Source organism: Nocardiopsis sp. NPDC055879 (genome assembly GCF_053615935.1).
The window spans coordinates 158700-185062 of record NZ_JBSHCT010000014.1; the positions used below are offsets into that span (position 1 = coordinate 158700).

Annotated in this window: 24 protein-coding genes; 17 read left to right on the forward strand and 7 right to left on the reverse strand. The window is 67.8% G+C overall.

Features of this window, described 5'->3' with window-relative positions:
* Positions 1–74: 74 nt before the first annotated feature.
* Together ACWGKS_RS18475 and ACWGKS_RS18480 are read left to right on the forward strand one after the other, a co-directional pair.
* Positions 75–4442: a HAMP domain-containing protein gene (locus tag ACWGKS_RS18475; protein ID WP_452523302.1), complete on the forward strand. Its 4368-nt coding sequence runs from the start codon at positions 75–77 to the stop codon at positions 4440–4442.
* Between the two features lie 6 nt (positions 4443–4448).
* Entirely contained in the window at positions 4449–5090 is a 642-nt protein-coding gene (locus ACWGKS_RS18480) for a response regulator (protein WP_067598031.1), read from the forward strand.
* A gap of 21 nt (positions 5091–5111) precedes the next feature.
* Here ACWGKS_RS18480 and ACWGKS_RS18485 read toward each other — a convergent pair whose 3' ends face one another.
* A complete protein-coding gene (locus tag ACWGKS_RS18485) occupies positions 5112–6272 on the reverse strand; it encodes a PAS domain-containing protein (protein WP_358506631.1) in 1161 nt (386 codons plus the stop codon).
* A 128-nt stretch (positions 6273–6400) separates the two neighbouring features.
* Here ACWGKS_RS18485 and ACWGKS_RS18490 point away from each other — a divergent pair, with 128 nt between their 5' ends.
* Positions 6401–7171, forward strand: a complete 771-nt coding sequence (locus ACWGKS_RS18490; protein ID WP_452523305.1) for an ANTAR domain-containing response regulator — start codon at positions 6401–6403, stop codon at positions 7169–7171.
* Positions 7172–7369: 198 nt separating this feature from the next.
* Complete coding sequence (locus ACWGKS_RS18495; RefSeq protein WP_358506625.1) at positions 7370–7714, forward strand: STAS domain-containing protein; 345 nt, start codon at positions 7370–7372, stop codon at positions 7712–7714.
* 15 nt (positions 7715–7729) lie between these two features.
* On the opposite strand, the gene ACWGKS_RS18500 is transcribed toward ACWGKS_RS18495, so the two are convergent.
* Positions 7730–8716 carry an anti-sigma factor RsbA family regulatory protein gene (locus tag ACWGKS_RS18500; RefSeq protein WP_358506622.1) on the reverse strand — a complete coding sequence of 329 codons (987 nt, stop codon included), beginning with the start codon at positions 8714–8716 and terminating at the stop codon, positions 7730–7732.
* A gap of 17 nt (positions 8717–8733) precedes the next feature.
* Positions 8734–10008 (reverse strand): glycosyltransferase, encoded by a 1275-nt coding sequence (locus ACWGKS_RS18505; RefSeq protein ID WP_358506619.1) that lies wholly within the window; start codon positions 10006–10008, stop codon positions 8734–8736.
* 844 nt (positions 10009–10852) lie between these two features.
* Here ACWGKS_RS18505 and ACWGKS_RS18510 point away from each other — a divergent pair.
* Entirely contained in the window at positions 10853–11614 is a 762-nt protein-coding gene (locus tag ACWGKS_RS18510) for a PP2C family protein-serine/threonine phosphatase (RefSeq protein WP_358506616.1), read from the forward strand.
* 63 nt (positions 11615–11677) lie between these two features.
* Here the strand turns inward: ACWGKS_RS18510 and ACWGKS_RS18515 are convergent, their stop codons facing one another.
* From ACWGKS_RS18515 to ACWGKS_RS18525, 3 genes are all read right to left on the reverse strand, one after another.
* Positions 11678–12295, reverse strand: coding sequence for a copper resistance CopC family protein (locus ACWGKS_RS18515; RefSeq protein WP_358506614.1), 618 nt, complete (start codon positions 12293–12295; stop codon positions 11678–11680).
* 66 nt (positions 12296–12361) lie between these two features.
* Entirely contained in the window at positions 12362–12946 is a 585-nt protein-coding gene (locus ACWGKS_RS18520) for a copper resistance protein (protein ID WP_452523308.1), read from the reverse strand.
* 132 nt (positions 12947–13078) lie between these two features.
* A complete protein-coding gene (locus tag ACWGKS_RS18525) occupies positions 13079–13342 on the reverse strand; it encodes a WhiB family transcriptional regulator (RefSeq protein ID WP_067608003.1) in 264 nt (87 codons plus the stop codon).
* Between the two features lie 790 nt (positions 13343–14132).
* Between ACWGKS_RS18525 and ectA the strand changes: the two genes are divergently transcribed.
* The 12 genes from ectA to ACWGKS_RS18585 all read left to right on the forward strand — a co-directional run bounded on the left by ectA (position 14133) and on the right by ACWGKS_RS18585 (position 25564).
* Positions 14133–14642 carry a diaminobutyrate acetyltransferase gene (gene ectA / locus ACWGKS_RS18530; protein WP_358506847.1) on the forward strand — a complete coding sequence of 170 codons (510 nt, stop codon included), beginning with the start codon at positions 14133–14135 and terminating at the stop codon, positions 14640–14642.
* Positions 14643–14735: 93 nt separating this feature from the next.
* Complete coding sequence (gene ectB / locus ACWGKS_RS18535) at positions 14736–16004, forward strand: diaminobutyrate--2-oxoglutarate transaminase (protein ID WP_358506608.1); 1269 nt, start codon at positions 14736–14738, stop codon at positions 16002–16004.
* 116 nt (positions 16005–16120) lie between these two features.
* Entirely contained in the window at positions 16121–16516 is a 396-nt protein-coding gene (locus ACWGKS_RS18540; RefSeq protein ID WP_067607943.1) for an ectoine synthase, read from the forward strand.
* A gap of 463 nt (positions 16517–16979) precedes the next feature.
* Positions 16980–17831: an ectoine/hydroxyectoine ABC transporter substrate-binding protein EhuB gene (gene ehuB, locus ACWGKS_RS18545; protein WP_358506605.1), complete on the forward strand. Its 852-nt coding sequence runs from the start codon at positions 16980–16982 to the stop codon at positions 17829–17831.
* 15 nt (positions 17832–17846) lie between these two features.
* Positions 17847–18575 (forward strand): ectoine/hydroxyectoine ABC transporter permease subunit EhuC, encoded by a 729-nt coding sequence (ehuC, locus tag ACWGKS_RS18550; RefSeq protein WP_358506845.1) that lies wholly within the window; start codon positions 17847–17849, stop codon positions 18573–18575.
* 32 nt (positions 18576–18607) lie between these two features.
* Complete coding sequence (gene ehuD / locus ACWGKS_RS18555; protein ID WP_358506843.1) at positions 18608–19213, forward strand: ectoine/hydroxyectoine ABC transporter permease subunit EhuD; 606 nt, start codon at positions 18608–18610, stop codon at positions 19211–19213.
* The gene (gene ehuA, locus ACWGKS_RS18560) at positions 19200–20045 is read left to right on the forward strand and encodes an ectoine/hydroxyectoine ABC transporter ATP-binding protein EhuA (RefSeq protein WP_358506602.1); all 846 of its coding nucleotides are present in this window, start codon (positions 19200–19202) and stop codon (positions 20043–20045) included. Before ehuD ends, ehuA begins: the two co-directional genes overlap by 14 nt.
* Positions 20046–20236: 191 nt before the next feature.
* On the forward strand, positions 20237–21145 hold the full coding sequence (locus ACWGKS_RS18565) for a CPBP family intramembrane glutamic endopeptidase (protein ID WP_358506599.1): 909 nt from the start codon (positions 20237–20239) through the stop codon (positions 21143–21145).
* 170 nt (positions 21146–21315) lie between these two features.
* On the forward strand, positions 21316–23352 hold the full coding sequence (locus ACWGKS_RS18570; protein ID WP_452523322.1) for an RNA degradosome polyphosphate kinase: 2037 nt from the start codon (positions 21316–21318) through the stop codon (positions 23350–23352).
* Positions 23349–24266 carry an NUDIX hydrolase gene (locus ACWGKS_RS18575; protein ID WP_358506596.1) on the forward strand — a complete coding sequence of 306 codons (918 nt, stop codon included), beginning with the start codon at positions 23349–23351 and terminating at the stop codon, positions 24264–24266. The genes ACWGKS_RS18570 and ACWGKS_RS18575 overlap by 4 nt, the downstream gene beginning before the upstream one ends.
* A gap of 12 nt (positions 24267–24278) precedes the next feature.
* Positions 24279–24716 carry an SRPBCC family protein gene (locus ACWGKS_RS18580; protein ID WP_358506593.1) on the forward strand — a complete coding sequence of 146 codons (438 nt, stop codon included), beginning with the start codon at positions 24279–24281 and terminating at the stop codon, positions 24714–24716.
* A 158-nt stretch (positions 24717–24874) separates the two neighbouring features.
* Positions 24875–25564: a M50 family metallopeptidase gene (locus ACWGKS_RS18585; RefSeq protein ID WP_358506840.1), complete on the forward strand. Its 690-nt coding sequence runs from the start codon at positions 24875–24877 to the stop codon at positions 25562–25564.
* Between the two features lie 69 nt (positions 25565–25633).
* Here ACWGKS_RS18585 and ACWGKS_RS18590 read toward each other — a convergent pair whose 3' ends face one another.
* The gene (locus ACWGKS_RS18590; RefSeq protein ID WP_358506590.1) at positions 25634–25987 is read right to left on the reverse strand and encodes an STAS domain-containing protein; all 354 of its coding nucleotides are present in this window, start codon (positions 25985–25987) and stop codon (positions 25634–25636) included.
* Positions 25988–26363: the final 376 nt, after the last annotated feature.

Sequence of the window (26363 nt, forward strand, 5' to 3'; positions counted from 1 at the left end):
GTGGGCCGAGTCGGGCCGTCCCCGGCAGGCGGAGGTCGATGACCGAGGTGGCGTGCGGGATAGAGGAGGGGTACATGCCCGAGGCGGTCAAGGAAGTGGCCGACGACCAGCTCGACGAGATTCTCAGCGCTCTGTACCGGATGCGCGACGGCGACTTCAGTGTTCGACTCCGATCGCGCGGCAGTGGCAGGCTCAAGGAGATCACCTCGGTCTTCAACGAGGTCGTCGACCACAGCGAACAGCTCAGCTCGGAACTCCAGAGGGTCGGCGACGTCGTCCGTGAGGAGGGCCGGCTCAACGAGAGGGTCATCGTCCACCCGGCGCGGGGCGCCTGGGGCAACAGCGCCCGGGCGCTGAACATGCTGCTGGACGAGGTCGCCGAACCCGTCACCGACGTGGCCCGGGTCTTGGACTCGGTCGCCGAGGGCGAGCTGAACCGACGGGCCTCCACCGAGTCCCGCAGCGGCGAACTCCGCGGTGACCTGCTGCGTCTGGCCACCACGGTGAACCGGATGGCCGACCAGATGAGCGGCTTCACCCAGGAGGTCACCCGTGTGGCCCGTGAGGTGGGCACCGAGGGCAAGCTGGGCGGCAGCGCCAAGGTCGAGGGTGTCTCCGGTGCCTGGCGCGAGGTCACCGAGTCGGTCAACCAGATGGCCTCCCGCCTCACCCTGCAGGTCCGCGACATCTCCACCGTCACCACCGCGGTCGCCCGCGGTGACCTGACCAAGAAGATCACCATCGACGTCCAGGGCGAGATGCTGGAGCTGAAGGACACCATCAACACGATGGTGGACCAGCTCTCCACGTTCGCCGACGAGGTCACCCGCGTGGCCCGTGAGGTGGGCACCGAGGGCAAGTTGGGCGGTCGCGCCAACGTGCGCGGGGTCCAGGGCACTTGGAAAGACCTGACCGACAACGTCAACTCGATGGCGGACAACCTCACCAACCAGGTCCGCGACATCTCGAAGGTGACCACCGCGGTCGCCAGGGGCGACCTGACGCGCAAGGTCGAGGTGGACGTCCAAGGCGAGATGCTCGCCCTGAAGAACACCGTGAACACCATGGTGGACCAGCTCGACTCCCTCGCCGACGAGGTCACGCGTGTGGCCCGTGAGGTGGGCACCGAGGGCAAGTTGGGTGGTCGTGCCAGCGTCAAGGGCGTGTCGGGCATCTGGAAGGACCTGACCGACAACGTCAACTCGATGGCCAACAGCCTCACCTACCAGGTCCGCAACATCTCGCAGGTCACGACCGCGGTCGCCCGCGGCGACCTGGGCAAGAAGATCACCGTCGACGCCCAGGGCGAGATGTTGGAGATGAAGGACACCATCAACACGATGGTGGACCAGCTCTCCACGTTCGCCGACGAGGTCACGCGTGTGGCCCGCGAGGTGGGCACCGAGGGCAAACTGGCCGGACAGGCCCACGTGCGCGACGTATCCGGGGTCTGGAAGGACCTCACCGACAACGTCAACTCCATGGCCAACAACCTCACCTACCAGGTGCGGCAGATCTCCATGGTGACGCGGGCGGTGGCCGCCGGCGACCTGACCAAGCAGGTCACGGTCAACGCCAAGGGCGAGATGCTGGAGTTGAAGCAGACCATCAACGTGATGGTGGACCAGCTCTCCGCCTTCGCCGACGAGGTCACCCGTGTGGCCCGTGAGGTGGGCACCGAGGGCAAGTTGGGCGGTCGCGCCAGCGTCAAGGGCGTCTCCGGCATCTGGAACGACCTCACCGAGAACGTCAACTCGATGTCGCACAACCTGACCACTCAGGTGCGCAACATCTCCGAGGTGACGACCGCGGTCGCCGCCGGTGACCTAACCAAGAAGATCGACGTCAACGCCCAAGGCGAGATCCTCGAAGTGAAGACCACGGTGAACACCATGGTCGACCAACTGTCGGCCTTCGCCACGGAGGTCACGCGTGTGGCCCACGAGGTGGGCAGCCTGGGTCAGTTGGGCGGTCAGGCCAAGGTCGAGGGCGTCACCGGAACGTGGAAGCAGCTCACCGACAGCGTCAACGAGCTGGCCGGCAACCTCACCACTCAGGTGCGCGCCATCGCCGGAGTCGCCAACGCCGTCGCCAAGGGCGACCTGACCCGCAACATCCAGGTCGACACCCGCGGCGAGATGGAGGAGCTCAAGGCCAACATCAACCTGATGGTGTCCAACCTGCGCGAGACCACCTCGGTGCAGCGCGACGCCGACTGGCTCAAGTCCAACCTCGCCCGCATCTCCGGACACATCCAGGGACACCGGGACCTCGACGAGCTGGCCCGCCTCATCATGAACGAGGTCACGCCGCTCATCGGAGCCCAGCACGGCGCCTGCTACCTGCCCGAGGACCAGGACCACGAGGGCGTCTTCCGGCTCTACGCGGGCTTCGGCTTCCAGCCCACCGAAAAGCGGCGACGCATCGTCAAGGGCCAGGGGCTGGTGGGTGAGGCGCTCGCCCAACAGACCGAACAGCACGTCAGCAACATCCCGGCCGGGTACATCAACATCGAGTCGGGGCTCGGCGACGCCGTCCCCAACCACCTGTACATCGTCCCGATCGTCACCGAGGGACGTTCCCTGGGCGTCGTGGAGTTCGCCTCCTTCGAGGAGTTCCGCGAGATCCACAAGAACTTCCTGCGCCAGCTGGTCTCGCTGCTGGGCACCACGATCAACACGATCCTGGCCAACAACCGCACCGAGCTGCTGCTCGAACAGTCCCAGCAGCTCACCAGCCAGCTGCGCGAACGCTCCAACGAACTCCAGCGCCAGCAGGAGGAGCTGCGCGGCATGAACGCGGAGCTGCGGCAGAAGGCCACCCAGCTGGCCAACCAGAATCGCGCGATCGAGCTGCAGAACCAGCAGATCCAGCGTTCCCGGAACGCGTTGGAGGAGCGCGCGCACCAGCTGCAGGTCTCCTCCAAGTACAAGTCCGAGTTCCTGGCGAACATGTCGCACGAGCTGCGCACGCCACTCAACAGCCTGCTCATCCTGGCCCGCCTGCTCGCCGACAACGCCGAGCAGAACCTCACGCCCAAGCAGGTCGAGTTCGCCCAGACCATCCACAAGGCCGGCAGCGACCTGCTGCTGCTCATCGACGAGATCCTCGACCTGTCGAAGGTGGAGGCGGGCCGCGCCGAGGTGCAGCCCAGCGAGGTGTCCATCGCCCAGCTCGTCGACTACGTGGAGGCCACCTTCCGGCCGGTCACCGGCGAACAGGGGCTGGCCTTCGCGGTGGACGTCTCCCCGGACATCCCCGAGACCCTGTGGACCGACGAGCAGCGGCTCCAGCAGATCCTGCGCAACCTGCTCTCCAACGCCGTCAAGTTCACCTCGCAGGGCGAGGTGCGGCTGCTCATCGAACCGGCCTGGGCGCTGGAGGACGCCGACCTCGACATGTTCGTCGAGAACGAAGAGGTCATCGCCTTCACGGTCGCCGACACCGGCATCGGCATCGCCGAGGACAAGCTCCAGGTGATCTTCGAGGCCTTCCACCAGGGTGACGGCGGGACCTCGCGACGATTCGGCGGCACCGGTCTGGGGTTGTCCATCAGCCGCAACTTCGCCCGTCTGCTCGGCGGCGAGATCCGGGTGCAGAGCATCACCGGCCGGGGCTCCACCTTCACCCTGCTGCTGCCGGTGCGCCTGCCCGAGGACGCAGCGGAGGTCGTGGATCAGCCCCCGGCCCTGACCACGCCCATCGAGCTGGAACAGGGACCGGGTTCCCTCGAACCGATCGGCGACGACGAACTCGATCTGCCCGACGAGGACTTCGACGCCGTGGTGGCGGCCCTGACCGATTCGAGTGAGCCTGAGGAACCGCTGCCCATGGTGCAGGTCCTCAAGAACGCCGAACCCGAGGAACAGGGCAGGGAGGAACAGGTCGAGGCCCGCCCCGACCCCGAGCGCCGGGCGATCCTGGCCGGCCAGCGCGTGCTCATCGTCGACGACGACGTGCGCAACGTGTTCGCACTGACCAGCGCCCTGGAAGCACAGGGACTGGAGGTCCTGTACGCCGACAACGGCCACTCCGGCATCGAGAAGCTGGAGGCCAACGAGGACATCTCACTGGTCCTGATGGACGTGATGATGCCGGAACTGGACGGTAACCAGACCACCCAGCGCATCCGGGAGATGCCCCAGTTCGCCGACCTGCCGATCATCTCGCTGACCGCCAAGGCCATGCAGGGCGACCGGGAGCGCAGTCTGGCGGCCGGTGCCACCGACTACGTCACCAAACCGGTCGACCTGGACCACCTGTTGGACGTGATGCGTCGTTGGCTCACCGCCGACCCGGAGGAGACCCGGGCGGGCGCCGCGGCCGACGATCGCTCCGGTGACACGAACGGTTCCGCCGGCGTGCACAATGGCGACACAGGCCACGACGACGCCGGGGCGACCGGCGATGACGGCAACACCCCACCGCACGACTCGGAGTAAGAAGCAGTGACTCAGAAGGCCAACATCCTTCTCGTCGACGACCGGGACGAGAACCTCATCGCGCTGGAGGCGGCCCTCACCTCCCTCGACCAGAACCTGGTGCGGGCCAACTCCGGCGAGGAGGCGCTGAAGCACCTTCTGGGTACGGACTTCGCCGTGATCCTGCTCGACGTGATCATGCCGGGCATGGATGGTTTCGAGACCGCCGCGCACATCAAGCAGCGGGAGAAGACCAAGGACGTGCCGATCATCTTCCTGACCGCTCAGGAAGTCGATCGGCACCAGGTGTTCCGCGGTTACTCCTCCCGCGCGGTGGACTTCCTCATCAAGCCGTTCGACCCGTGGGTGCTGCGCTCCAAGGTCGAGGTGTTCGTCGAACTGCACCAGCTCAAGGCGCAGATGCGCGAACAGGCCCGCTCGCTGCAACGGGTGCTCGGCCAGGAGAGCGGCGAACCCGGTAAGGCGCTCGTGGAGCAGCTCGCTCAACGTTCCCGTCAGGTCCAGTCGGACCTGGCCGACCTGCGCGAGCACATCGTGGGCAACTACCAGGAGATCGACCAGCCGCTGGTGGACGCCGTCCGTCGGGTGGACCGTTCGGCCTCCCGGCTGTCCACCCTCGTGGACACCCTGCACGGCCCCGAGGACTGACCGTGTTCGCCTCGTGGCCGATCAGAGTCGTCGGGGCGGCAGGGCCAGCCCGATGTGCTCGCCGATCTCCTCGATCAGGCCGAGGTCGGCCAGGCGGAAGCTGCCCCGGTTGCTGCGTCGGATCAGGGTGAGCGCGCCCCGCACACCCCGGCTGCCGCGCAGTGGAACCGAAAGCAGCGAACCGGCGCCCAACACCGCCAGGACGGGAGCGCCCGCGCCCATCTGACCCAGCACCGTCTCGTCCTCGATCAGTGGGAACAGCAGCGACTGACCGCGACCGAGCACCTCTCCGGGGATGTCGGAGTCGCTCGGGGATAGCGCGGCCAGCTCGTCGCGTTGACCCTCCGGGGCGTCGGCCGGGCCGACGACGGCGGCGCGGCGCGCCACCTGGGGGTCCTCGGGCAGGTCGCAGACGTCGATGATCACCCAGTCCGCGTAGGAGTCGGCCAGCAGGTCCGCGGCGTCGGTGAGGGCCAACGCCCTGGTCGGTGTGGTGCCGCGCAACAGCAGGCGGGTCATCCGGGTCAGCACGTCCAGGCGGCGGGCGGCGAGCACGACCACCTGGTCCTCCACCTCCGGCTCCAACGGCGAGGGCCCGTCCTCGTCGGCGCCGTTCATCGGTGGTGACATGGCCACCAGGACCAGGGGGTGGGCCTCTGTGGGCAGTTCCAACCGGGTCAGGGTCAGGTGCACGTCCTCGGCCCACCCGCGCTGCGCCAGCCGCGACTCCAAGGACGCGGGGCCGTCACCGCGCAGCACCGAGGCCAGCCACGACTGCATCGCCGCCCGCTTGCGCAGGTCGACGAAGTGGGCGAAGGGCTTACCGGTGACGTAGCCGGGGGCACCGCCCAGTTGCTCGGCGCCGGCGTTGTTGATCCGACGGATGTAGCCGTCGTGGTCCAGCAACACCACGGGCACACTGAGTTCGTTGAACATCGAGCGCAGCAGGACACGGTCGTTGTCGTCGCCGCTGCGACGGGGTTCGGCGGGTCCGCTGAGCGAGCGGACCAGTTCACCGCCGGCGTCGCCGAGCAGGCGTTCGGCGTACTCCAGCTCGGCGAGGGCGGCCTCAGCGGTACCCCCGGCGTCATCGGGGTAGGTGGTATGCGTGTTGCGCAACGCCGAGACTCGTTCGCTCAGCGCGTTGATCTCGCGTTGCAGATCGGCGAGGTTGTCCGACACGCTCACGGTCTCCCGGTGGTCTTCGAGGGCGGGTGAGGACTTGCCGGAACGCTCCGGCGTCCGGTCGAGGCTTTTTCGAAGGTTACCGTTGGTACGGGAGAGGGGCACGAGTCGAGGAGGTTCGCACGGTGTGGATCGAACACCTCGCCCGTGACATCGGCGCGCTCGGGCAGGAGGAGAACACCACTCCCGAACGAGCGTTGGACCAGATGAGTCGGGCCGCGGCGCTGAGCGTCCCCGGTTGTTCGGCGGCGCTCGTGGTGCTGTGGCGCGAGGTGGTCGGCCCGGACGGTTCCCGACGCCACGTGGTCACCGACTACGGGGCCTCCCACTCCGACCTGTCCGAGGCCCTGGAACACCAGTACACGACCGACCAGGGACCCACGGTCGAGGCGGTCCGCGAGATGAGCCAGGTCCGGGTGTCCGACGTGCTGCGCGAACAGCGCTGGCCCCGGTACACGAGTATGGCCGTCCAGTGCGGCGACCGTTCCTCCATCACCCAGCCCAGCGCCCTGCCCGGGGACGGCGACGAGGACCGGGTGCTGACCTTCGGGGTGCACTCCGGCCGCGCGGACGCCTTCGACAAGGGGGTCGGCCCCGAACTCACCGCGCTGTTGGCCGAGCACTCGGCGATGGCCCTGCACACGGCCTTCCGGCAGACGGACGCCGCCCGGGAGTCCGCGCACATGCGTCGGGCCATGTCGGCGCGTACGGTGATCGACCAGGCCAAGGGGATCATCATGCACGCCCGGGGCTGCGACGCCGACGCCGCCTTCGTGGCCCTGCGGGAGGTCGCCCAGCGCAACCGCAAAAGGGTGGTGGACGTGGCCCGGGACCTCGTCGCGCAGAACACGGGTCCGCAACCGCGGATGCGTCGCGATGGTGCGGACGGCCGGTGAACCGAGACCGCGCGAATGCGCGATGAACATGGTGGGATCCCGGTGAAAGACCTGGCAACAAGACCATGGTGAGTCCGGAGCGTGACCGGAACGCGTCATGATGAGGGTTCGGGACCGTCGTGGCGTGCGACGGCGCTCGGCCCGCCCCACGGCGGGGCCGGAACCCACCCGGCGCAGTGAACGACAAGGAGACCGACCGTGACGTCAGACATCTCGATTCGCCGCGAGGATGGCGTCGCCGTCGTGACACCCGTCGGTGAGATGGACGCGGTCACGTCCCCGGCACTGGCCCAGGCGTTGGACGAGGTCCTCGGCGACACCCCCAAGGGGGTGGTGGTGGACCTGGCCAAGGTCGGGTTCTGTGACTCCCGCTGCATCGGAGTGCTGGTCGCGGCGTTCCGCCAGGCCCGTGACCTGGACGTCGGATTCGTCGTCACCGAGCCACAGCAGCAGGTCAACCGGTTGTTCGTGATAGCGGGGATCGACCAGGTCATCCCGATAGGCGCCAGCACCGGCGACGCGGTCTCCGAACTCGGCGGCTGAACCGGCGCCCGGGGGTCACCGTTCTCGTGGACCGACCGGCGTGGTGCGCGCGTCCTCACCGGTCTCCGCCTCCTCGCCGCCCTCCCCGCCGGTGACGGGGTCCACGAAGTGCAACCGCACCAGCGAACCCGACTCGTCCCCGCAGATCTCCATGAAGTCGCAGATCTGCCGGGTGATCCACAGCCCGTACCCGCGGGGGCGCAGGCCGTCGGCGGGACGATACCCCGTCAAGGGGTCGTAGAGCCCGCCGCGTTCGTCGAAGACGTCGCAGACCCAGCGGTCCGGGCCACGCCACATCTGGACGGTCCCCTTGCCCGCCCCGTGCTCCAGCACGTTGGCCGCGAGTTCGTTCACCGCCACCACCAGGGCGTCCACCCGGTCCCGTGGCAGGCGCAGGGCGCCCGCCAGGGAGCCGAGGTCGTCCCGCAGCCGCGGCAGGGACTGCTCGATCTCCAGACGGTGCACCGGGCCCGTCACCGGTAGCGGCTCCGGCGCCGGGCGCCGACGGCCGAACGCCGCGGTGCCCAGGTAGGCCGGGTTGGCGTACGGTCCCTCGTCGCCCACCAGGACGGGGTGGGTGGCCAGGACGGCCGAACGCGCGCCCGGGGGCAGGCCCCGATCGTCGTGGACGCACAGCAGGCGCATGCGCATCGGCGCGAGCGCGGTGCTCAGCACCGACTCCAACCGGTGCCACTCGCGGTTCTCCATCGTGCCGTCCGTGGGCACGGGTGGTTGGCCCACCACCGTGACCGAGTCGTGCGCCAGGGACATGCGGTGCAGGGCCGCCAGCGTGCGCCCTGGGGCCTCGTAGAGGGTGTCACGGTCGACGACGTGCACCCGACCGCGCTCCTGGGGGGCGAGCCCATCCAGAAGCGCGGCCGGATCCGCTACGGCCAGGACGGTGTGGCCGTCTTCGCGTACCGCGGTGCGAAGTCGTTTCCGTGTCACCTCGTGGAACCGTCTCTCCCTGCGGTAGAGCAGTCCCTGGTGTTCGAAGGTCATCGGTGGGGGTGGACCGCTCAGTGGGAGGAACCGGACAGGAGCAGCTCCGTCTCGTCCTCGTCGGAGTGGTCGCGTTCGGTCTGCTGCGGACGGGAGCGTTCGTAGGCCAGCTCGGTCTCCACCGCGATGCGCTGCCAGGTGAAGCGGGAGCGGGCGCGGTCGACCGCGGCGATCCCGTAGGCGCTGCTCATGGTGGGCGTGTTGAGGACCGCGCGGACCGACCGGGCGACCTCGTCGGGACGGCCGAAGCGCATGAGCACGCCGCTCGTACGGTGCAGTACCGCGCCGGGGACGGCGCCCGTGGCGGTGGCCACGACCGGCAGGCCACAGGACATGGCCTCCAGGACGGCGCCGCCGTAGGGGTCGTAGGAGGCCGCGGAGACGTACACGTCGGCCGAACGCAGCAGGCGGGGCAGTTCCTTGCGCTCCACCGGGCCGGTCAGGTGCACGCGGTCGTCCACGCCGGCCTCCTTCGCCAGGAGTTCGACGCGGCGGGCGTTCTCGTCGAGGGCGACCGTGCGGTCGTCGGCGGTGGACACCAGCAACAGCTCGGCCTCGGGCAACCGGACCATCGCCTCGACCAGACGTTCGGCGCCACCGGCCTCGGTCAGGGAGGTCACCGAGATGAGGCGGGAACGCTCCTCGCGGCGGGAGTTCCAGGGCTCCGCGGAGGCGCTGCCCTCGACGCTGAAGTGGTCGGAGTCCACACCGAACGGCACGACGCTCACGTGGTGACGCGGCACGCCCAGGCGGGCCAGTTCACCCTGCTGGTCGGTGGAGTTGACCAGGACCCGGTCGGCACGGGAGGCCAGGATCGTCTCCATCCGGGCCCGGTCCGGTCGATGGGTGAGGCCGGAACGCTGCTCGCTGGCGTTGAGGGAGTGGAAGGTCTGGACGATGGGGACGCCGCTCTGGTCCTTCTCACTGTGCGCCTGGGCGTGCAGGGCGGCGAGACCGCTGGTCCAGCCGATGGCGTGCAGGACGTCGGGGGTGTCCTCGTCGAGGACGGCGGCCAGCGCGGTCCCGAAGGCGCCGGTGTGCTCGGCGTGGTCGGTCTCGTCGAGGACACGGGCGGGACCGGCGTCGAGGTGGGCGACGGAGACGCCGCGGGCCATCCGCGTGCGGCCCTCGGGCTGCTCGGGGTCGCTGCGGCGGACGTAGACGGTCACCTTGTGACCGCGCTTGGCGAGCTGCCGGGAGACGGCGCACACGTGCAGGCTCACCGGGCAGGCCGGTTCACCGCGGTGCGCGGGGAGGGGGTTGGCGTGTTCGGCGACCATGGCGATCTTCACTGGGCTGAACTCCTTGGACACCGCCGTGGTGTCCGTCGTGGTTGGTCCCGGGGGGACTCCGGAGCGGGGAGTCGGAATCCTTCCGGGGTAGGGGTCGGGCCGCCGTGCCCTATGGCCACCGGTGCTTTCACATGGGGGTGAAAACCACCGGACGCCGTCGAGCACGGATCGGCGTCGGGTCTTCAGGGGAACGCGGTGGGCGCGGGTCCGGGCCCCGTGGCCGAGGAGGGCCGGGCAGCACGAAGAGCCGCGCGCACGGAGTGCGAACGGTGCCGTGGTTCACAAGAGGGAGGGTGAAGGGAGCGACGCATGACAGACCACACCAAACGACCTTGGAGAGAGGTTGAGCGCCACCGGGCGTACCTGTGTTCGAGGCTCGCGCGCGGGGCGGAGGTCGTGTGTGTCTGCGTCTTAGACACCCAACGGACTCCATTGTGCCAGACCCTCGGCAGGCCGACAACGTGCTCTTGCTCCCGTCGGGCGCCCGAAACCTGGTGGAACGACCGGTTCCGGTCGCCCAAGGTCCTTCCGAAACAGGGCCCTGGGCTGCTGCTTCGTCGAACCTCCCGATCGGCACTGTCGGTCGGACCTGAGCAACGCTAGTGTCGGACCGGAACCGGGTCGGGACGACTCAGTGGCCCCCCAGCCCCCCGTCTCCACACTTTTGGCGGTACAAAGGCGGACGGGAACTGCGCTTCCGAGCGTTTTCCGCCATGATGTACACGGATTTTGAGCGACCTCCGTTTCGGTACGGTGACAGAATCCAGACGTTGAACGGGACTCGATCAAGGTCCGGCGGCTGCCGGGCAACCGGCCAAGGCCGACGAAACGGGAGGAAGGGCGTATGGGTGTCGCTGGTGGGGAAGTCATTGTCACGGCCCTCACGCACCGGGGCGCTATTCGCCCCGCCAACGAGGACTCCGTGGTCATGGGTGCTCTCACCGTCGCCAGTGCGAACATGACCTCCCCGGTCCGCTGCGTACTGCCGGTGGCCGAACCGGTCATCCTCGCGGTGGCGGACGGTATCGGTGGCCAGGCCGCCGGTGAGATCGCCTCGGAGCACGCCGTGCACCGCATGGCCGAGATGGGCCCTCGGCTCAACAACCCCGAGGAGGTGGCCCAACTCCTCACCCACATCGATGAGGAGATCAAGGACCACGCCTCCCAACACCCGGAGTTCTCCGGGATGGGCACCACGGTCGCCGGGGTCCTGCTCAACAACGACGGCAACTTCTGGTTCAACGTGGGCGACTCGCGGACCTACCGTCTGGAGGGTCGACATCTGCGTCAACTCTCCGAGGACGACTCCCCGGCCCTGCCACCCTCCGAGGACGGTCGCCCCGTCACCACGAACTTCATCACCCAATCCTTGGGCGGCAGCTCCGGCGGCTCGATGGTCCCGCACGTGGGCCGTGACGAGTCCGCGGACCCCAGCGCCTGGCTCATGTGCAGCGACGGGCTCTCCGACCTGGTGCTGCTGGAGGAGATGGAACGCATCATCGCGGAGGCCGGCAGCGACGAGGCCGCCGTGCACGCCCTTTGGCAGGCGGCCATGGGGGCGGGCGGCAAGGACAACATCAGCATCCTCCTCGCCCGGCGCCGCTGAGGCGCACGAACCGACGACGAAGGGGCTCGCACGCCGACGCGTACGAGCCCCTTCGAGTGTCTTCTACCGGTTCTCGCCGGCACCGGGGCGCTTGCGCATGCGCACCACCAGGACCGCGATCAGGCCGATGACGGCGAGGGCGGCGATGCCGCCGACCAACAGCAGCGTGGTGGGCGACGAGCCCTCGGCGGCGGGCTCCTCGGCGGCGGCCGGGGACTCCTCGACCTCCTCGGCCGCGGGCTCCTCGGCTTCGGCGGGCTCCTCCTCGGCCGGCTCCTCCGGGGCCGCCTCGGCGACGGCCTCGTCGGTCACCGAGAAGGCGATCGTGTCCTGGATCGGGTGACCGTCGGAGGAGACGACGCGGTAGGCGATGCTGTACTCGCCCGCCTCGTCCAGCGGGGCCAGCCCCACGGACACCTCGGTGTCGCTGAAGGCGAGCGCGCCGTCCTCGTACTGGGTCTCACCGTCGGGACCGGTCACGACGATCGCGCTGCCCTCGCCACCTTCCATCGGCGCGTTGTTGAAGGTCAGCACGACCTCTTCGGGGACGGTCTCCAGGGTGGCGCCGTCCTCCGGGTCGGAGCCGGTGAGCACGTCATGGGCGAGGGCGGGGGAGGGGGCCAATAGCAGGGCCACCGCGGCGAGGGGGGTGATCAGGGCTGCGGTACGGGTTTTCGACATGGGTCTTCTCTCTCGGGCCGTTCGGATGCGATTCGGGGTTGCCCCGTGGCGTCGGGTACCGGGGTACTACGACGACAGGAGGAGGGGCGCGGGTGAACCGGGAGGCCCGCGGGGCCCGTGCGAGGTGAACGCGGATGGAGAGGGCGCGATGATCGGGAACGCGACGTGCGCGCGCCCGGGCACGCGGAATGGGAGGCCGTGGGCGCGCAGGGGCCGTGGCAGGGCCCGGGATACGGTGGCGCCGAGGAACCACAGCGCGGACTCGCCGTGTGCGAGAAGCGCGGCGGCGAGCAGAGCGGCCCACAGATGTGCGAACAACATGCCCGGGGTGAGGCCGAGTGTGTGGGTGAGCAGCCCGTGACCGCCAGGGCCGGCGCCCGCGGAATGGAGTTCGGGACCCGCCGCCATTTGTAGGACCATGTGCAGGACGACCTGTACGAGGGCCATGACGGTGAAGATGTCGCCGAAGCCCCGCATGATCCTGGTGAAGCGCCACAGGAGGCCGACCAGGAACGCCGTGGTCAGGAGGAAGCCCCCGACCCCGGCGGGTGTGTCCGACCAGAGGTTGTGCCCGCCCCAGGCGAGCCCTGTGCACGCCACGGCGAGGAGTGCCGTGCGCGTGAGCCGAAGGGTGCCGTGAGCGGGTCGCACGATTACCGAACCTAGGCCGTGCCCCCGAGGGTCGCAAGACCCACGAGGGGCGGGAGATATGGGGCCGGACACAGGGGAGCCGCCGAACGCGCGTGGCATCCGGCGGCTCCACCCGTTTCCGAGGGACGGGCCCTAGACGGCCGGTGCGAGTTCGCGGCGCATGTAGCGACGCTCCTCGGGGGTGGTCCCACCCCAGACTCCATGAGCCTCTCCGGCACGTAGCGCCCACCGCAGGCATTCCGGGCGAACAGTACAGCTGCGGCAGACGGCGAGGGCCTGTTCCGTGTCGACGCGACCGATCCCGGTGCTGCTCACCGGAAAGAAGATCTCAGGGTCGTACGAGCGGCAGTTACCCTGCTCGACCCAGTCCTCACTGTCGTGATACAGGCGGTTCACGGACGCCTCCGATCCCTGGTCGTTGATCCCCACCGCCGGTGTGGCCGTGGTGAGGTGGGCGAAGTTCGTGTCGTGCGACCCGACCAGGGGCTCTTGACCCGGGCAGGCTGCGACGAAGCGTTGCGACCAATTGTAGTACTACATGAGGTCGTACTACACAGAGTCTGCTCCAAAATCCGCGAATGATCAAGGACGTTCGTCCTTGCCGGGGTCTTGCGGCCACGGGGACACCAGGCGAGCGGGGCGAACGGTGGGAGACGTCGATCGGCGTGTCGCCTGCGCAGTGGGGGTTTCCGCCTGTGTGCAGGGGTCCCCGAGAAGGTGGGCGCGTACTGTGTGAGGTGTGCCGCAGGCCTTTCGGGACGTTATGTCGCGAGGTTCCCACCGAATTGATGTGACTTAACGCACGCTTAATATTGCCTGTTCAGGCTCTATGTTTGACCCCGAGGCATGTGTTCCGCTCGCCGGGAGGCGGGGGGTCGCCCCGCGAGATCCGGGGCCCGCGTGGTCGTCGAATCCCCTGATGGGAGGGGCGTGACCAGGGTTTTCGGTCGGGTTCGCGCCCCACCCGAAAGCGCAGGTCAGGTCGTCTTCATGCTGCTAAATAGACGAGTCATACCCGTTCATGATCAGCTCAAACATCTGCGCGGAATCTCGCTGAAACTTCTTTGAACTTCGTTCGCTAAATTCGGTCGACGTGCCACAACAACGAACGAACCTCCAAGCACGCGACCGAAACGACGACGGGGCCCAGGGTCACCGGACCGCCGAGGGCGCGGGCCACGAGGGCGTGCGCTTGACGCACCCCTCCCCGGAGGACGGGCCGCACATGTGGCGGTTGGCCGGCGAGACGGGGATGGACGTGAACTCCCCGTACGCCTACACGCTGTGGTGCCGGGACTTCGCCGCGACGAGCGTCGTGGCGAGGGACACCGACGGCCGGGTGGCGGCCTACGTCACCGGTTACGTCCGTCCTGACAGCCCGGACACCTACTTCCTCTGGCAGGTCGCCGTCGACTCCGCGTATCGCGGACAGCGGCTGGCCCGCCGGATGCTCGACTTCATCGGCGACACGTTCGCCGATCAGGGTGTGCGTTACCTCGAAGCGACCGTCACCCCGGACAACGCCGCTTCTCGTGCCCTATTTGCGTCATTTGCCCGTAATTGGGGTACTGAGGACGTGTGGAGCCCTCTGTTCACCGAGGAGCACTTCCCGTCGGGTGGCGACGAGTCCCACGAACCCGAGGACCTCGTGCGTATCGGCCCCATCGGGCCTACGAGCGACAACCCAGACGACTGACCGTCCGCAACGGATCGAACGCGATCCTGTCCCACACCCCTCGTCTAAGCCATGAGCCCACGAAGTTGGGGAAAGGAACCAAGGAACATCACGATGGAGACCTTCCAACGCCTCGAATCCGAAGTCCGCGGATACTGCCGTAACTGGCCGGTCGTCTTCGACAAGGCGGTCGGAGCTCACGTATACGACGAGAGTGGCAAGCCCTACCTGGACTTCTTCGCGGGAGCCGGTTCGCTGAACTACGGGCACAACAACCCGGAGCTGAAGAAGCCGCTCATCGACTACCTCATGGACGACCGCATCGTCCACAGCCTCGACGCGTACAGCGTGGCCAAACGGGAGTTCCTCAAAACCTTCGAGGACGTCATCCTCAAACCCAAGGGGCTGGACTACAAGGTCCAGTTCCCCGGCCCCGCCGGCAACAACGCGGTCGAGGCCGCACTGAAGCTGGCCCGTAAGTACACCGGTCGCCAGACCATCATCAACTTCACCAACGGCTTCCACGGCATGACCCTGGGCGCCCTGGCCGTCACCGGTAACTCCATGAAGCGCGGTGGCGCCGGCGTTCCGCTGGACCACGTGGCGACCATGCCGTTCGACAACTACCTCGACGGCAAGACCCCGGACTTCCTGTGGCTGCGCGCCCTGCTCGACGACAGCGGCAGCGGCCTGGACGCCCCGGCCGCCGTGATCGTGGAGTCCATCCAGGGTGAGGGCGGCATCAACGCCGCCAGCGCCGAGTGGCTCCGCGGGCTGTCCGCCCTGTGCAAGGAATACGGCATCCTGCTGATCTTGGACGACATCCAGATGGGCTGTGGCCGTACCGGAGAGTTCTTCAGCTTCGAAGAGGCCGGCATCGTCCCGGACATCGTCACCCTGTCCAAGTCCATCAGCGGCTACGGCCTGCCGATGGCGCTCACGCTGTTCAAGCGCGAGCTGGACGTGTGGGAGCCCGGGGAGCACAACGGCACCTTCCGTGGTTTCAACCCGGCCATGGTCACCGGTACCGAGGCCCTGCGCCGCTACTGGAGCGACGACTCCTTCGCCCAGGCCACCCTGGCCAAGGGCGCCATGGTCGAGGCCCGCCTGTCCGAGATGGCCGCCGAGCACGCCGACTTCGGCGCGCACGTCCGTGGTCGCGGTCTGGCCCGCGGTCTGGCCTTCGACGCCGAGGGTGATATCGCCAAGAAGGTCGCGGCCGAGTCCTTCGAGCGCGGCCTGCTCCTGGAGACCTCCGGCCCCGAGGACGAGGTCGCCAAGCTCCTGCCGCCGCTGACCATGACGGACGAGGAGCTCACCGCCGGCCTGGACATCATGGCCGACGCCGCCCGGGCCGCCGTCAAGGGCGCCAAGACGGCCTGAACCGGAGGCCCCGAGCGAACACGGGCCGGTCGACGTTTCCCGACGGGGGCGTCGACCGGCCCCGTACCGTGTAACCAGCGCATATTCACGCGCCCCAGAACGTTAAGGAGACCCAAGTGATCGTTCGCAGCATGGACGAGGTCAACGACACCGACGCCGACATCAAGACCGAGAACTGGCGGAGTCGTCGGATCGTCCTGGCCAAGGAGAAGGTCGGGTTCTCCTTCCACGAGACCATCCTTTACGCGGGCACCGAGTCGACTTTCTGGTACGCCAACCACATCGAGCTCGTGCACTGCATCGAGGGTGAGGCGGAGCTGACCAACGAGGACACCGGCGAGAAGCACATCATCACGCCGGGCACCCTCTACCTGCTCAACGGCCACGAGAAGCACACGGTCCGCCCCAAGACCGACTTCCGCGTGCTGTGCGTGTTCAACCCGCCCGTCACCGGGCGTGAGGTCCACGACGAGAACGGCGTCTACCCGCTGGTCGTGGAGGAGGACGCCTGATAGGCGTCGCGTAAGACCGCATCGAGGGGCGGGGGCCGGTTTCGGCCCCCGCCCCTCGTCGTTCCGAGGGTAGGAAGCCCAGGGTGACGGGCATAAGAACCCATAGTCACCCCGCACAGGTGACCGGCCTGACTAGGGCTAACGGTCCGGTCACCCGATGTTCCGCAGCTCATAACCAGTGCATAACGGACTAAACATGTTCAGTTACTGCAGGGCGGGCCAGGGGAGAAGAGACTCCGTACCAGCGCCGTACTCCCGTGTACCCGGCTGACGGCCTGGTTCGCGGGCCAGACCCGCGGTATCAGCCACTTGAGGCGATCCACCATCCGAATGTGCGGTGTCCCCGCCCTGTCCTTCGGCGGAGACTCCGCTCTCGAATTTTCGAGGAGCAGTCGTGAAGAATCAGGGACCAGCGCGTCGGCGGGGAACCTGGGGCCGCCGAGACGCACTCCGCTTGGGAGGCGTGGGGCTCGCAACGGCCGGTCTCGCGGCGTGCAGCCGGGTCGATGAGGGCGGCGCCGGCGGCGAGGGAGAGGGTTCCCTCCTGGAACGTCTCCGTGAGCAGGGCTTCGTAGCGGTCGGACTCGCCAACGAGATCCCCTTCGGCTTCGTCGACGACGCCGGTGACCCGGCGGGCCAGTCGCCGGCCGTGGCCCAGGCCGTCTTCGAGGAACTGGGCATCCCCGAGATCCAGGCCTCCCCGGTCAACTGGGACGGTCTCATCCCGGGCCTGAACGCCAACCGCTTCGACGTCCTCGCCGCCGGTGTGTTCATCACGCCCGAGCGCTGCGAGCAGGTCGCGTTCTCCGAACCGACCGCCACCTCCCCGGAGGCCTTCATGGTCGCCGCGGGCAACCCCGAGAACATCCAGCACTTCGAGGACTTCGCGGACAACCCGGACCTCATGCTCGCCGTGCTGAACGGCTCGGTGGAGCAGACCTACGCCGAGTACTTCGGGGTTCCCGAGGAGCAGATGGAGCTCATCGGCAACCAGACCGCCGGCTACGAGCTCCTGGAGAACGGCCGGGTGGACGCCGTCTCCATGCTGAGCGTGTCGCACCACTACCTGTTGCAGGAACGCGGCGGCGACTTCGACGTCAGCGAGCCCTTCTTCCCCGTCATGGACGGGAACGAGGAGAAGGGCTGGGGCGGCCTGTGCGTGCGACAGGACGAGACCGAACTCTTGGAGGAGATCAACCGCGTCATCGCCGAGTTCACCGAGAGCGGTCGCCTGCTCGAACTCGGCGAGGAGTGGGGCTTCACCGAGGACGACCTGCCCGACGGTACGAGCACCGCCGAGCTCTGCGAGGGCTGATCCCCCTTGGAACAGATCAACTTCCTGGTCGAACGGTTGCCCAGGTTCCTGGACGGGGCCTGGATCACCGTTCAACTGACCATCGGCGGCGCCGCCCTGGCGTTCCTCCTCGCCATGGTCTTCGGAATCATGGGTTCGGTGGGGCATTGGCTACCGCGTGCCATCTCCACGGTCTACGTGGAGGTCTTCCGCGGGATCGCGGCCCTGGTGCTGATGTTCTGGATGGCGTACGCGCTGCCCATCGCCACCGGCTTCCAGTTGGAGGACAGGTTCGCGGCCATCCTGGCCTTGGGGCTGAACGTGGGCGCCTACGGCGCGGAGGTCGTGCGTTCGTCCATCAACGCGGTCCCCAAGTCGCAGGTCGAGGCGACCGTCTCGCTCAACTTCAACTGGTTCCAGCGAATGCGCCTGGTCGTGCTCCCACAGGCCTGGGCCCAGATGCTGCCGACCTTCGGCAACCTGATCATCGAGCTGATGAAGGCCACGGCCGTGGCCTACCTCATCGGTGTCGCCGACCTGGCCGCGGTCGCCCAGCAGCTGCGAGAGGCCACGGGTGAGACCGTCGTCGCCTACAGCGGCGCACTCATCCTCTACTACCTGATCGCGCAGGTGCTCATCTTCGGTATGCGACTGCTCGAACGCCGCGCCAACCGGAAGCTGGGACGGCTGCCGTCCGGCGGCCAGGGGATCCTCTCCATGTTGCGACCGCCCACGATCGGAACCAAGGTGGGGGTGGCCAAGTGAACCTCTGGGATCTCGAGTGGATCATCGACGTCATGCCCGACCTGCTCGGTGGCCTGTGGGTCACGGTGCAGATCACGGTCGTCGCCTACCTGATGGCCCTCGCTCTGGGCCTGGTCATCGCGATCGCTCGTCGAGTGCCGGTCTTCGGATCGATCCTGCACTTCGTCATGGAGTTCATCCGTACGACACCGCTGGTCATGCAGCTGGTGTTCGTCTTCCTGTTGGCGCCCTCGACGGTTTCCGGCATGACCGTGGGCATCCTGGTCCTGGGCGTGCACTACTCGGCCTACACGGCCGAGGTGTACCGGTCGGGGATCGAGGGGGTGTCCAAGGGCCAATGGGAGGCGGCGCGGGCGCTCAGCCTGCCGTCCCACCGGACCTGGGGCGCCATCGTCCTCCCACAGGCGATCCGCAAGGTCATCCCCGCACTGGGGAACTACCTCATCGCGATGTTCAAGGACACCCCCCTGCTGTTCGCCATCGGTGTGGCCGAGCTGCTCACCGAGGCCCAGCGCGTCGGTAGCGCCGACTTCCGTATCGTCGAGGCGTTCACGCTGGTCGGGTTCCTGTTCCTGGTCGTGAGCATCCCCTCCGCGATTTTGATTCGACGACTGGAGAAGCGATATGCCGCCGTCTGATACCCCCGAGAACACGATGGCACCGGGTGTCGATGGCGACGGTGCCGGCCTCGCCGCGGAGAACCTGATCGTCTTCGATCAGGTGGTGAAGCGGTTCGGCGACCTCACGGTCCTGGACCACCTCGACTTCGCGGTCGCCCCCGGTGAGCGCGTGACGCTCATCGGACCGAGCGGCTCGGGCAAGACCACCATCCTGCGGCTGCTGATGACGCTGGAGAAGGTCACCGAGGGCAACATCTGGGTCCATGGAGAGCCCTTCAGTCACATGCGCAAGGGCGCCGGAATGACCCGCGCGAGCGAGAAGTACCTGCGGGCCAAGCGCAAGCACATCGGCATGGTGTTCCAGCAGTTCAACCTGTTCCCCAACATGAGCGTTCGCAAGAACATCATGGAGGCGCCGGTCAACGTGCTCGGCCTGGGCAAGGACGAGGCGAGCCACCGCGCGGAGGAACTCCTGGACCTGGTGGGCCTGGGCGACAAGATCGACGCCCACCCGACCCAGCTGTCCGGTGGCCAGCAGCAGCGTGTGGCGATCGCCCGCGCGCTGGCGATGAGACCGGAGATCCTGCTCCTGGACGAGGTCACCTCTGCCCTGGACCCGGAGCTGGTCGCCGGTGTGCTCGACGTGCTGCGCGAGGTGGCCGAGACCACCGACATCACGATGCTGTGCGTGACCCACGAGATGGGCTTCGCCCGTGACGTCTCACACCGTGTCCTGATGTTCGACAAGGGACGGATCGCCGAGGAGGGCCACCCGGACCAGATCTTCGGGGACCCTCAGGAGGAGCGGACCAAGTCCTTCCTCAAGTCGGTCCTGGAGAACGGCCACTAGGTACCTCACCGGTTTCACGGGGAGCCGCCCGGACCATCACGATGGTCCGGGCGGCTCCCTTTTCCATGGTCACACGTGGTAACGACATACCGTAGTCATTAAGTCGCTTTTAGTTTTCCCCGGGGCAGAATGGTGGTTCTGAGGCAGGGGGGACTCTTGTGACCATAGTGCGAAGATGGGGGCTCACATGGATGATCGCGCTCGCGGTGATCCTCGTGGTCGGGCCGCTACTCGCCCATCCGGCCCTTCGGGGCCAGGTCTTCGACGAATCGTCCATCCTGTTACTGATCGCCTGGACGCCGATGCTGTTCGCCGGTCTCCTGTCCTGGGGCCTGGTCTGGTCGTTGGGACGGAGGGACGAGCTGGACCGGCGGGTGCGGGTCGCGATGGAGGGTCATCCGCTCGGCCGGGAGCTGGCCTGGCAGGCACTCCTCCTCGTCTGTTTCGTGCTGTCGATGGTGGTGCTCTCCGGGGTGCTCACCTTCTACGGCACGGAGACCGGAACCGCCCCGGACCTCGCGATGTCGGTGTCCCTGGTGTCCCGGTTGTTGTTCCTCTTCGCGCTCCCCCTGCTGATCATGGACCGCTCCGGCCTCACGGTGGAGGGCAAGGGGACCCTCATGCCCACGGTCGCGCTCAAGGTGAGCCAGCCCTGGCGCTGGCTGGGACTGATCCCGGTCCTCGCGGCGACGGTGGTGATCGGGTACCTGATGGTGCCCTACATCGGCCTGCCGGAGCCGTCGCTCACCCTGTACGCCATGCTGCTCGCGTTCACCTTCATCGCGGTCTGCGAGGAGATCTTCTTCCGCGGGATGATGCAGACCCGGTTGGAGATCCTCCTGGGGCGCTGGGGCGGCATCATCGCCACGTCCGTGGTGTTCGCTCTGACCTACGCGCTGATCCAGCCCTATGACGCGGTGTCCCAGCTCACCGGGACGGACCTGATGCATGACACGGGTATGTCCATGCTGACCTACGCCACCGCGAGCATGCTCTACGGCTACCTGTGGGCCTGCTACCGCAACACCTGGATCAACGTCCTGTTGCGCGTGGCGATCTTCGTGCTCATCCTGCCGCCCGACCTGGACGTCGGCATCTGAATCGCACGTATGGGTACAGATGATGCATAGGGGCCTCATTGCGGTCATTTCCCTCTCATGGGGATGTCACCGCGTGGTCATGAAAGAGGGGGAGTCTGCCACCTGTGAGCACGGAAACAGCGCCGACACCCGCGGAGACCGGCATCGCGGAACCGTCCCCCGACAGATTCATGGACCGTGAGGAAGGGTGGCTCCGCTTCAACCAGCGGGTCCTCGAACTCGCCGAGGACGAGGACATCCCCCTGTTGGAACGGGCGCGGTTCCTCTCCATCTTCTCCAGCAACCTCGACGAGTTCTTCATGGTGCGCGTCGCCGGGCTCAAACGACGCCTGGCCACCGGCCTCTCGGTGCCCTCCGCCAGCGGGCACCACCCCAAGGTCCTGCTGGAGCGGATCTCCCTGTTCACACACGAACTCGTGTCACGACAGACCGCCTGCTTCAAGGAGAGCGTCGCCCCTGCCCTGGCACAGGAGGGCATCGGCATCGTCCGCTGGAACGAGCTGGCCGACGACGAACGCGAGTACCTGCACGGATACTTCCATCGCTCCATCTACCCCTTGGTGACGCCCTTCGCCGTCGACTCGGCGCACCCGTTCCCCTACATCTCCGGTCGCTCACTGAACCTCGCCGTCACCGTCCGGGACCCCGGCGACGACCGGCGCATGTTCGCCCGGGTCAAGGTGCCCGCCTCCCTACCGCGCTTCATCGAACTCACCGAGCACGGGGGCGGCCGCTACGTCCCGGTCGAGGACATCATCGCCGCCCACCTGCCCCGGCTGTTCGAGGGCGTCGAGGTGGTCGAACACCACGCCTTCCGTGTCACCCGCAACGCCGACCTGGAGGTCGACGAGGACGAGACCGACGACCTCGTCCAGTCCCTGGAGAACGAACTCCTGCGTCGCCGCTTCGGGCCCCTCGTACGACTGGAGGTGGAGGAGAGCATCAGCGACGCGGTCCTGACCATCCTCACCGACGAGCTCGGCGCCGAGGACGAGGAGATCTACCGGGTGTCCGGGCCCCTCAACCTCTCCGGGCTCTCCCAGATCGCGGACGCCGACCGACCCGACCTGAGCTACCAACCGATGGTCTCGGTCGAACCGCGCGCGCTGACCTCCGGGGACCTGTTCGCCTCCGTCCTCGAACGCGAGATCGTCGTCCACCACCCCTACGAGTCCTTCGCCACCACCACCGAGCGCTTCCTCGCGCTGGCCGCGACCGACCCGAAGGTCGTGGCGATCAAACAGACCCTGTACCGCACCAGCGGGGACTCCCCCATCGTGGAGTCGCTCATCGAGGCGGCCAGCGAGGGCAAGGAGGTCGTGGTCCTGGTGGAGGTCAAGGCCCGCTTCGACGAGCAGAACAACATCCAGTGGGCCCGCAAGCTGGAGGAGGCGGGCTGCCACGTGGTCTACGGCGTGATCGGCCTCAAGACCCACTGCAAGCTCTCCATGGTCATCCGCCAGGACGACGAAGGCCTGCTGCGCCGCTACTGCCACATCGGCACCGGCAACTACAACCCGAGCACCGCCCGCGTGTACGAGGACCTGGGCCTGTTCAGCGCCGCGGCGGAGGTGGGCGAGGACGTCAGCGACCTGTTCAACAGCCTCACCGGGTTCTCCCGCAAACAGCGCTACCGGAGGCTCATGGTGGCGCCGTCCGGGCTGCGCTCCGGCCTGCTCCGACAGATCGACACCGAGATCGCCAACGCGGAGAAGGGCGAGCCCGCGCGCATCCGCATCAAGGTCAACTCGTTGGTGGACGAAGAGATCATCGACGCCCTCTACAAGGCCTCCCAAGCGGGGGTCGACGTGGACCTGTGGGTGCGCGGCAGTTGCGTCCTGCGCCCCGGTGTGCCCGGGCTGTCGGAGAACATCCGGGTCCGCAGCGTCCTGGGCCGGTTCCTGGAACACTCCCGGGTGTTCGTCTTCGCCAACGGTTGGCGACCCCAGGTGTGGATCGGCAGCGCCGACCTGATGCCGCGCAACCTCGACCGTCGGGTGGAGGCGCTGGTGCGAGTCGCCGACCCCGAACAGTGCGGGCGCCTGGTCGCCCTGATGGACCTGGCGATGGCCGACACCACCTCCACCTGGCACATGCGACCCGACGGGACGTGGGATCGTGCCACCCACGACGAGGAGGGCCGGCGGCTCAACGACCTCCAGGAGGTCCTTCGCGGCGACCGTCACCTGCGGACGGTGGAGGCGTGAACCCGGGCGGCTACCTGGAACCCATCCGGGCCGGCGGTGCCGTCCTGTGGCGTGACGGCGCGAACGACCGTGAGGTCGTACTCATCCGTCGTCCGAACCGCGGCGACTGGACCTTGCCCAAGGGCAAGCTGAAGAACGGCGAGCACCCCATCGGTGGGGCGGTCCGCGAGGTCGAGGAGGAGACCGGTCTGGTCCCCGTGCTCGGTCGCCGGCTGCCGACGCAGCGCTACTTCAAGGACGGTTGGCCCAAACGGGTGGAGTGGTGGGCGGCGACCCCCCGAAACCCGGGCGGGGAGGTCGACTACGAACCCAACGAGGAGATCGAGCGCGTCGAATGGGTGCCGGTGGAGCGGGCCCGCGAACGGCTCACCTACGCACACGACGCCAAGGTCATCGACGACTTCCGGGCCGGCCCCGCCCGGACCTTCCCCATCGTCCTGTTGCGGCACCTGTCCGCGGGGGACAAGCGCTCCTGGGACGGCGGCGACCTGCTGCGTCCACTCGACGAGAGGGGGCGTGCCGACGCCATGTCGCTGCCCCGGGTTCTCGGCGCCTACGGGAACCTGCGCGCGTTGTCGTCGTCGGCGGCACGGTGTACCGAGTCGCTGTTGCCGTACACGGTCGAGTGTGACGCGGGAATGCGCACCGAACCCGCCTTCACGGTGGGCGGGGGCGGCCGGGAGCACGAGGTCGCGCGGGCCCGGGAGGCGTTCGCGCGCGTCCTCGACGAGGGGCTTCCCACAGTGGTGTGCACCCACGGGGAGTTGGTCCCGGAGCTGTTGACCGAGGCGCTCACCCGGTTCGACGCGCCGTTGTCCCAGCAGCGAGGGCTGCGCAAGGGGTCGTTCTGGGTGCTGCACGTGTCCGTCGACGGTGCCCTGGCCGCGGTGGAACGTCACCATGTGCGGGAATGACATGATGCGTGCATGGCTGAACACATGGTGGCGCGGAGCGTCGTGGTCGATGCTCCGGCCAAGAGGATCTTCGATCTGCTCGCCGACCCCGATCGGCACCCCGAACTCGACGGGTCCGGCACGGTGCGCGGGGCGGTCTTCGGGCCGGACCGGCTGGAGTCGGGCTCGGAGTTCGGCATGGACATGCGGATGATGGGGTTGCCCTACCGGATGACCAACCGGGTGGTGGAGTTCGAGGAGGACCGACTCATCGCCTGGAAGCACGTGGGCTCGCACCGCTGGCGCTACGAGCTGGAGGAGGTGGACCCGGGACGGACCCTCGTCACGGAGACCTTCGACTACACGCGGGGACAGACGCTCTTCTACGTCCTGTCCGGGGCCCCGGCCCGCAACGCCCGTGGGATCGAGGAGACCCTGGTCCGTCTCAAACGGGTCGCCGAGCAGGCCTGAGGAGCACGTCCCCGATGGCCCACGAAATGACCTAAAGTTCGGCAAGGGCCCGCGAATCCCCTCGCCCCCCGGCCACCGAGGCGTCGGCAAGTGCGGGTTCGTTGACGACGGTCGATGTGGAAGTCGGGAGACCAGTGGGTGCAACGAGCTTCGGTGACGTGTGGCAGGACGTGTTGTCCGTCCAGTCCGACCCGGAACAGTGGATCATCGTCACGGCGGCCGCCATCGCCCTGGCGGCCGTCTTGCTCGGTCCGCCATGGCGGGTGGCGCGTAACGTCGTCACCATCGCGCACGAGGGCGGACACGCGCTCGTGGCGCTGATCAGCGGCCGCCAGTTGACGGGAATCCGCCTGCACTCCGACACCTCCGGGGTGACGGTCTCCCGAGGCAAGCCCACCGGCATCGGCATGATCTTCACGGTGTTCGCCGGCTACGTCGCTCCCACCGTCATCGGTCTCCTCGGCATCCTCATGCTGATGTCGGGCCGCATCACCGCGCTGCTGTGGCTGAGCATCGTCGTGCTCGCCGCCATGCTGCTGATGATCCGCAACCTCTACGGCGTGATCTCCATCGTGGTGACCGGCGCAGTGGTCTTCGGCATCAGCTGGTTCACCCCGCACGAGGTCCAGGCGGCCTTCGCCTACCTGTTCATCTGGTTCCTGCTCTTCGCGGGCGTGCGTCCCGTCATCGAGCTACAGAGCCAGCGGATGCGTCAGCCCTCCCCGCACTCCGACGCCGACCAGCTCGCCCGGCTCACGGGTCTGCCGGGCACCCTGTGGGTGATGGTGTTCCTGCTGGTGAACATCGCGGTCACCGCCCTGGGCGTGTGGATGCTCCTGTTCCAGTGACGTCCGGGCATGGCAAGGGGCCCCGCGGCCGGGTTCGCGGGGCCTTCTCTACGTGAAGGGGCGCCTCCGTCAGGCGGTCTGCGGCGCGGCGAGCGCCTGTGAGACCGAGTCGAACACCGGGATTCGGGTGTCCAGGGACGTGATGCGCAGGGTCTGCCGGACCCGTGACGGGGCGGCGGCGATCACCAGCAACGCCCGTTGTTCCTTGGCGAACTTGTGCGAGCGGATGAGGACGCGCAGACCACTGGAGTCGATGAAACGCAGGTCGGTGCAGTCCAGCACGACGCGGCCGAACGGCTGCGTGGTCAGGGCCCCCGTGGCGGCGTCCTGGAAGCGGGCCTCGGTGGCCATGTCGATCTCCCCGTCCAGGGCCAGGACAAGTCCGGACTCGTGGAGGGTGGAAGCGATGGTCAGGTCGGGCATTGCGACTCCGGCGTACTCGGGCCCAGCCCGATGGGTCGGCGAGGCGGACCACAAACCGTCCCACCCGGGACGTGTGGCGACCGGTGCGTTGGTTGCGTTACCGCGTGAGCCAAGCTGATGGTTCATCAAGTTCCTTGCGTGATACCCCGGACCGGATGCCGGGGGAGGAAACGCCTTTCTCGCCAGGTTTGCTCGGAAAAGCACGGCACTCCTGGAACGCCCGGGTCGGGCCCGAAAGTTCCTGAAGCGATGCTTGCCATCGGCGACGACGGATGATCAAGGGCTGTGAGGATCGGTGTTCGACGGACCCGGGGTCGACGGGGTACGTCATGGACCGAAATCGATACGGCCCTCTGGTCTGAAACCCACCGGTGTC

What these genes read in the sequence shown, in the direction of transcription:
- ACWGKS_RS18475 (WP_452523302.1), top strand. Translation starts at nt 75, where the DNA reads ATGCCCGAGGCGGTCAAGGAAGTGGCCGACGACCAGCTCGACGAGATT.
- ACWGKS_RS18500 (WP_358506622.1), bottom strand. Translation starts at nt 8,716, where the DNA reads ATGACCTTCGAACACCAGGGACTGCTCTACCGCAGGGAGAGACGGTTC.
- ACWGKS_RS18510 (WP_358506616.1), top strand. Translation starts at nt 10,853, where the DNA reads ATGGGTGTCGCTGGTGGGGAAGTCATTGTCACGGCCCTCACGCACCGG.
- ACWGKS_RS18515 (WP_358506614.1), bottom strand. Translation starts at nt 12,295, where the DNA reads ATGTCGAAAACCCGTACCGCAGCCCTGATCACCCCCCTCGCCGCGGTG.
- ectB (WP_358506608.1), top strand. Translation starts at nt 14,736, where the DNA reads ATGGAGACCTTCCAACGCCTCGAATCCGAAGTCCGCGGATACTGCCGT.
- ehuD (WP_358506843.1), top strand. Translation starts at nt 18,608, where the DNA reads ATGCCCGACCTGCTCGGTGGCCTGTGGGTCACGGTGCAGATCACGGTC.
- ehuA (WP_358506602.1), top strand. Translation starts at nt 19,200, where the DNA reads ATGCCGCCGTCTGATACCCCCGAGAACACGATGGCACCGGGTGTCGAT.
- ACWGKS_RS18565 (WP_358506599.1), top strand. Translation starts at nt 20,237, where the DNA reads ATGATCGCGCTCGCGGTGATCCTCGTGGTCGGGCCGCTACTCGCCCAT.
- ACWGKS_RS18570 (WP_452523322.1), top strand. Translation starts at nt 21,316, where the DNA reads ATGGACCGTGAGGAAGGGTGGCTCCGCTTCAACCAGCGGGTCCTCGAA.
- ACWGKS_RS18580 (WP_358506593.1), top strand. Translation starts at nt 24,279, where the DNA reads ATGGCTGAACACATGGTGGCGCGGAGCGTCGTGGTCGATGCTCCGGCC.
- ACWGKS_RS18590 (WP_358506590.1), bottom strand. Translation starts at nt 25,987, where the DNA reads ATGCCCGACCTGACCATCGCTTCCACCCTCCACGAGTCCGGACTTGTC.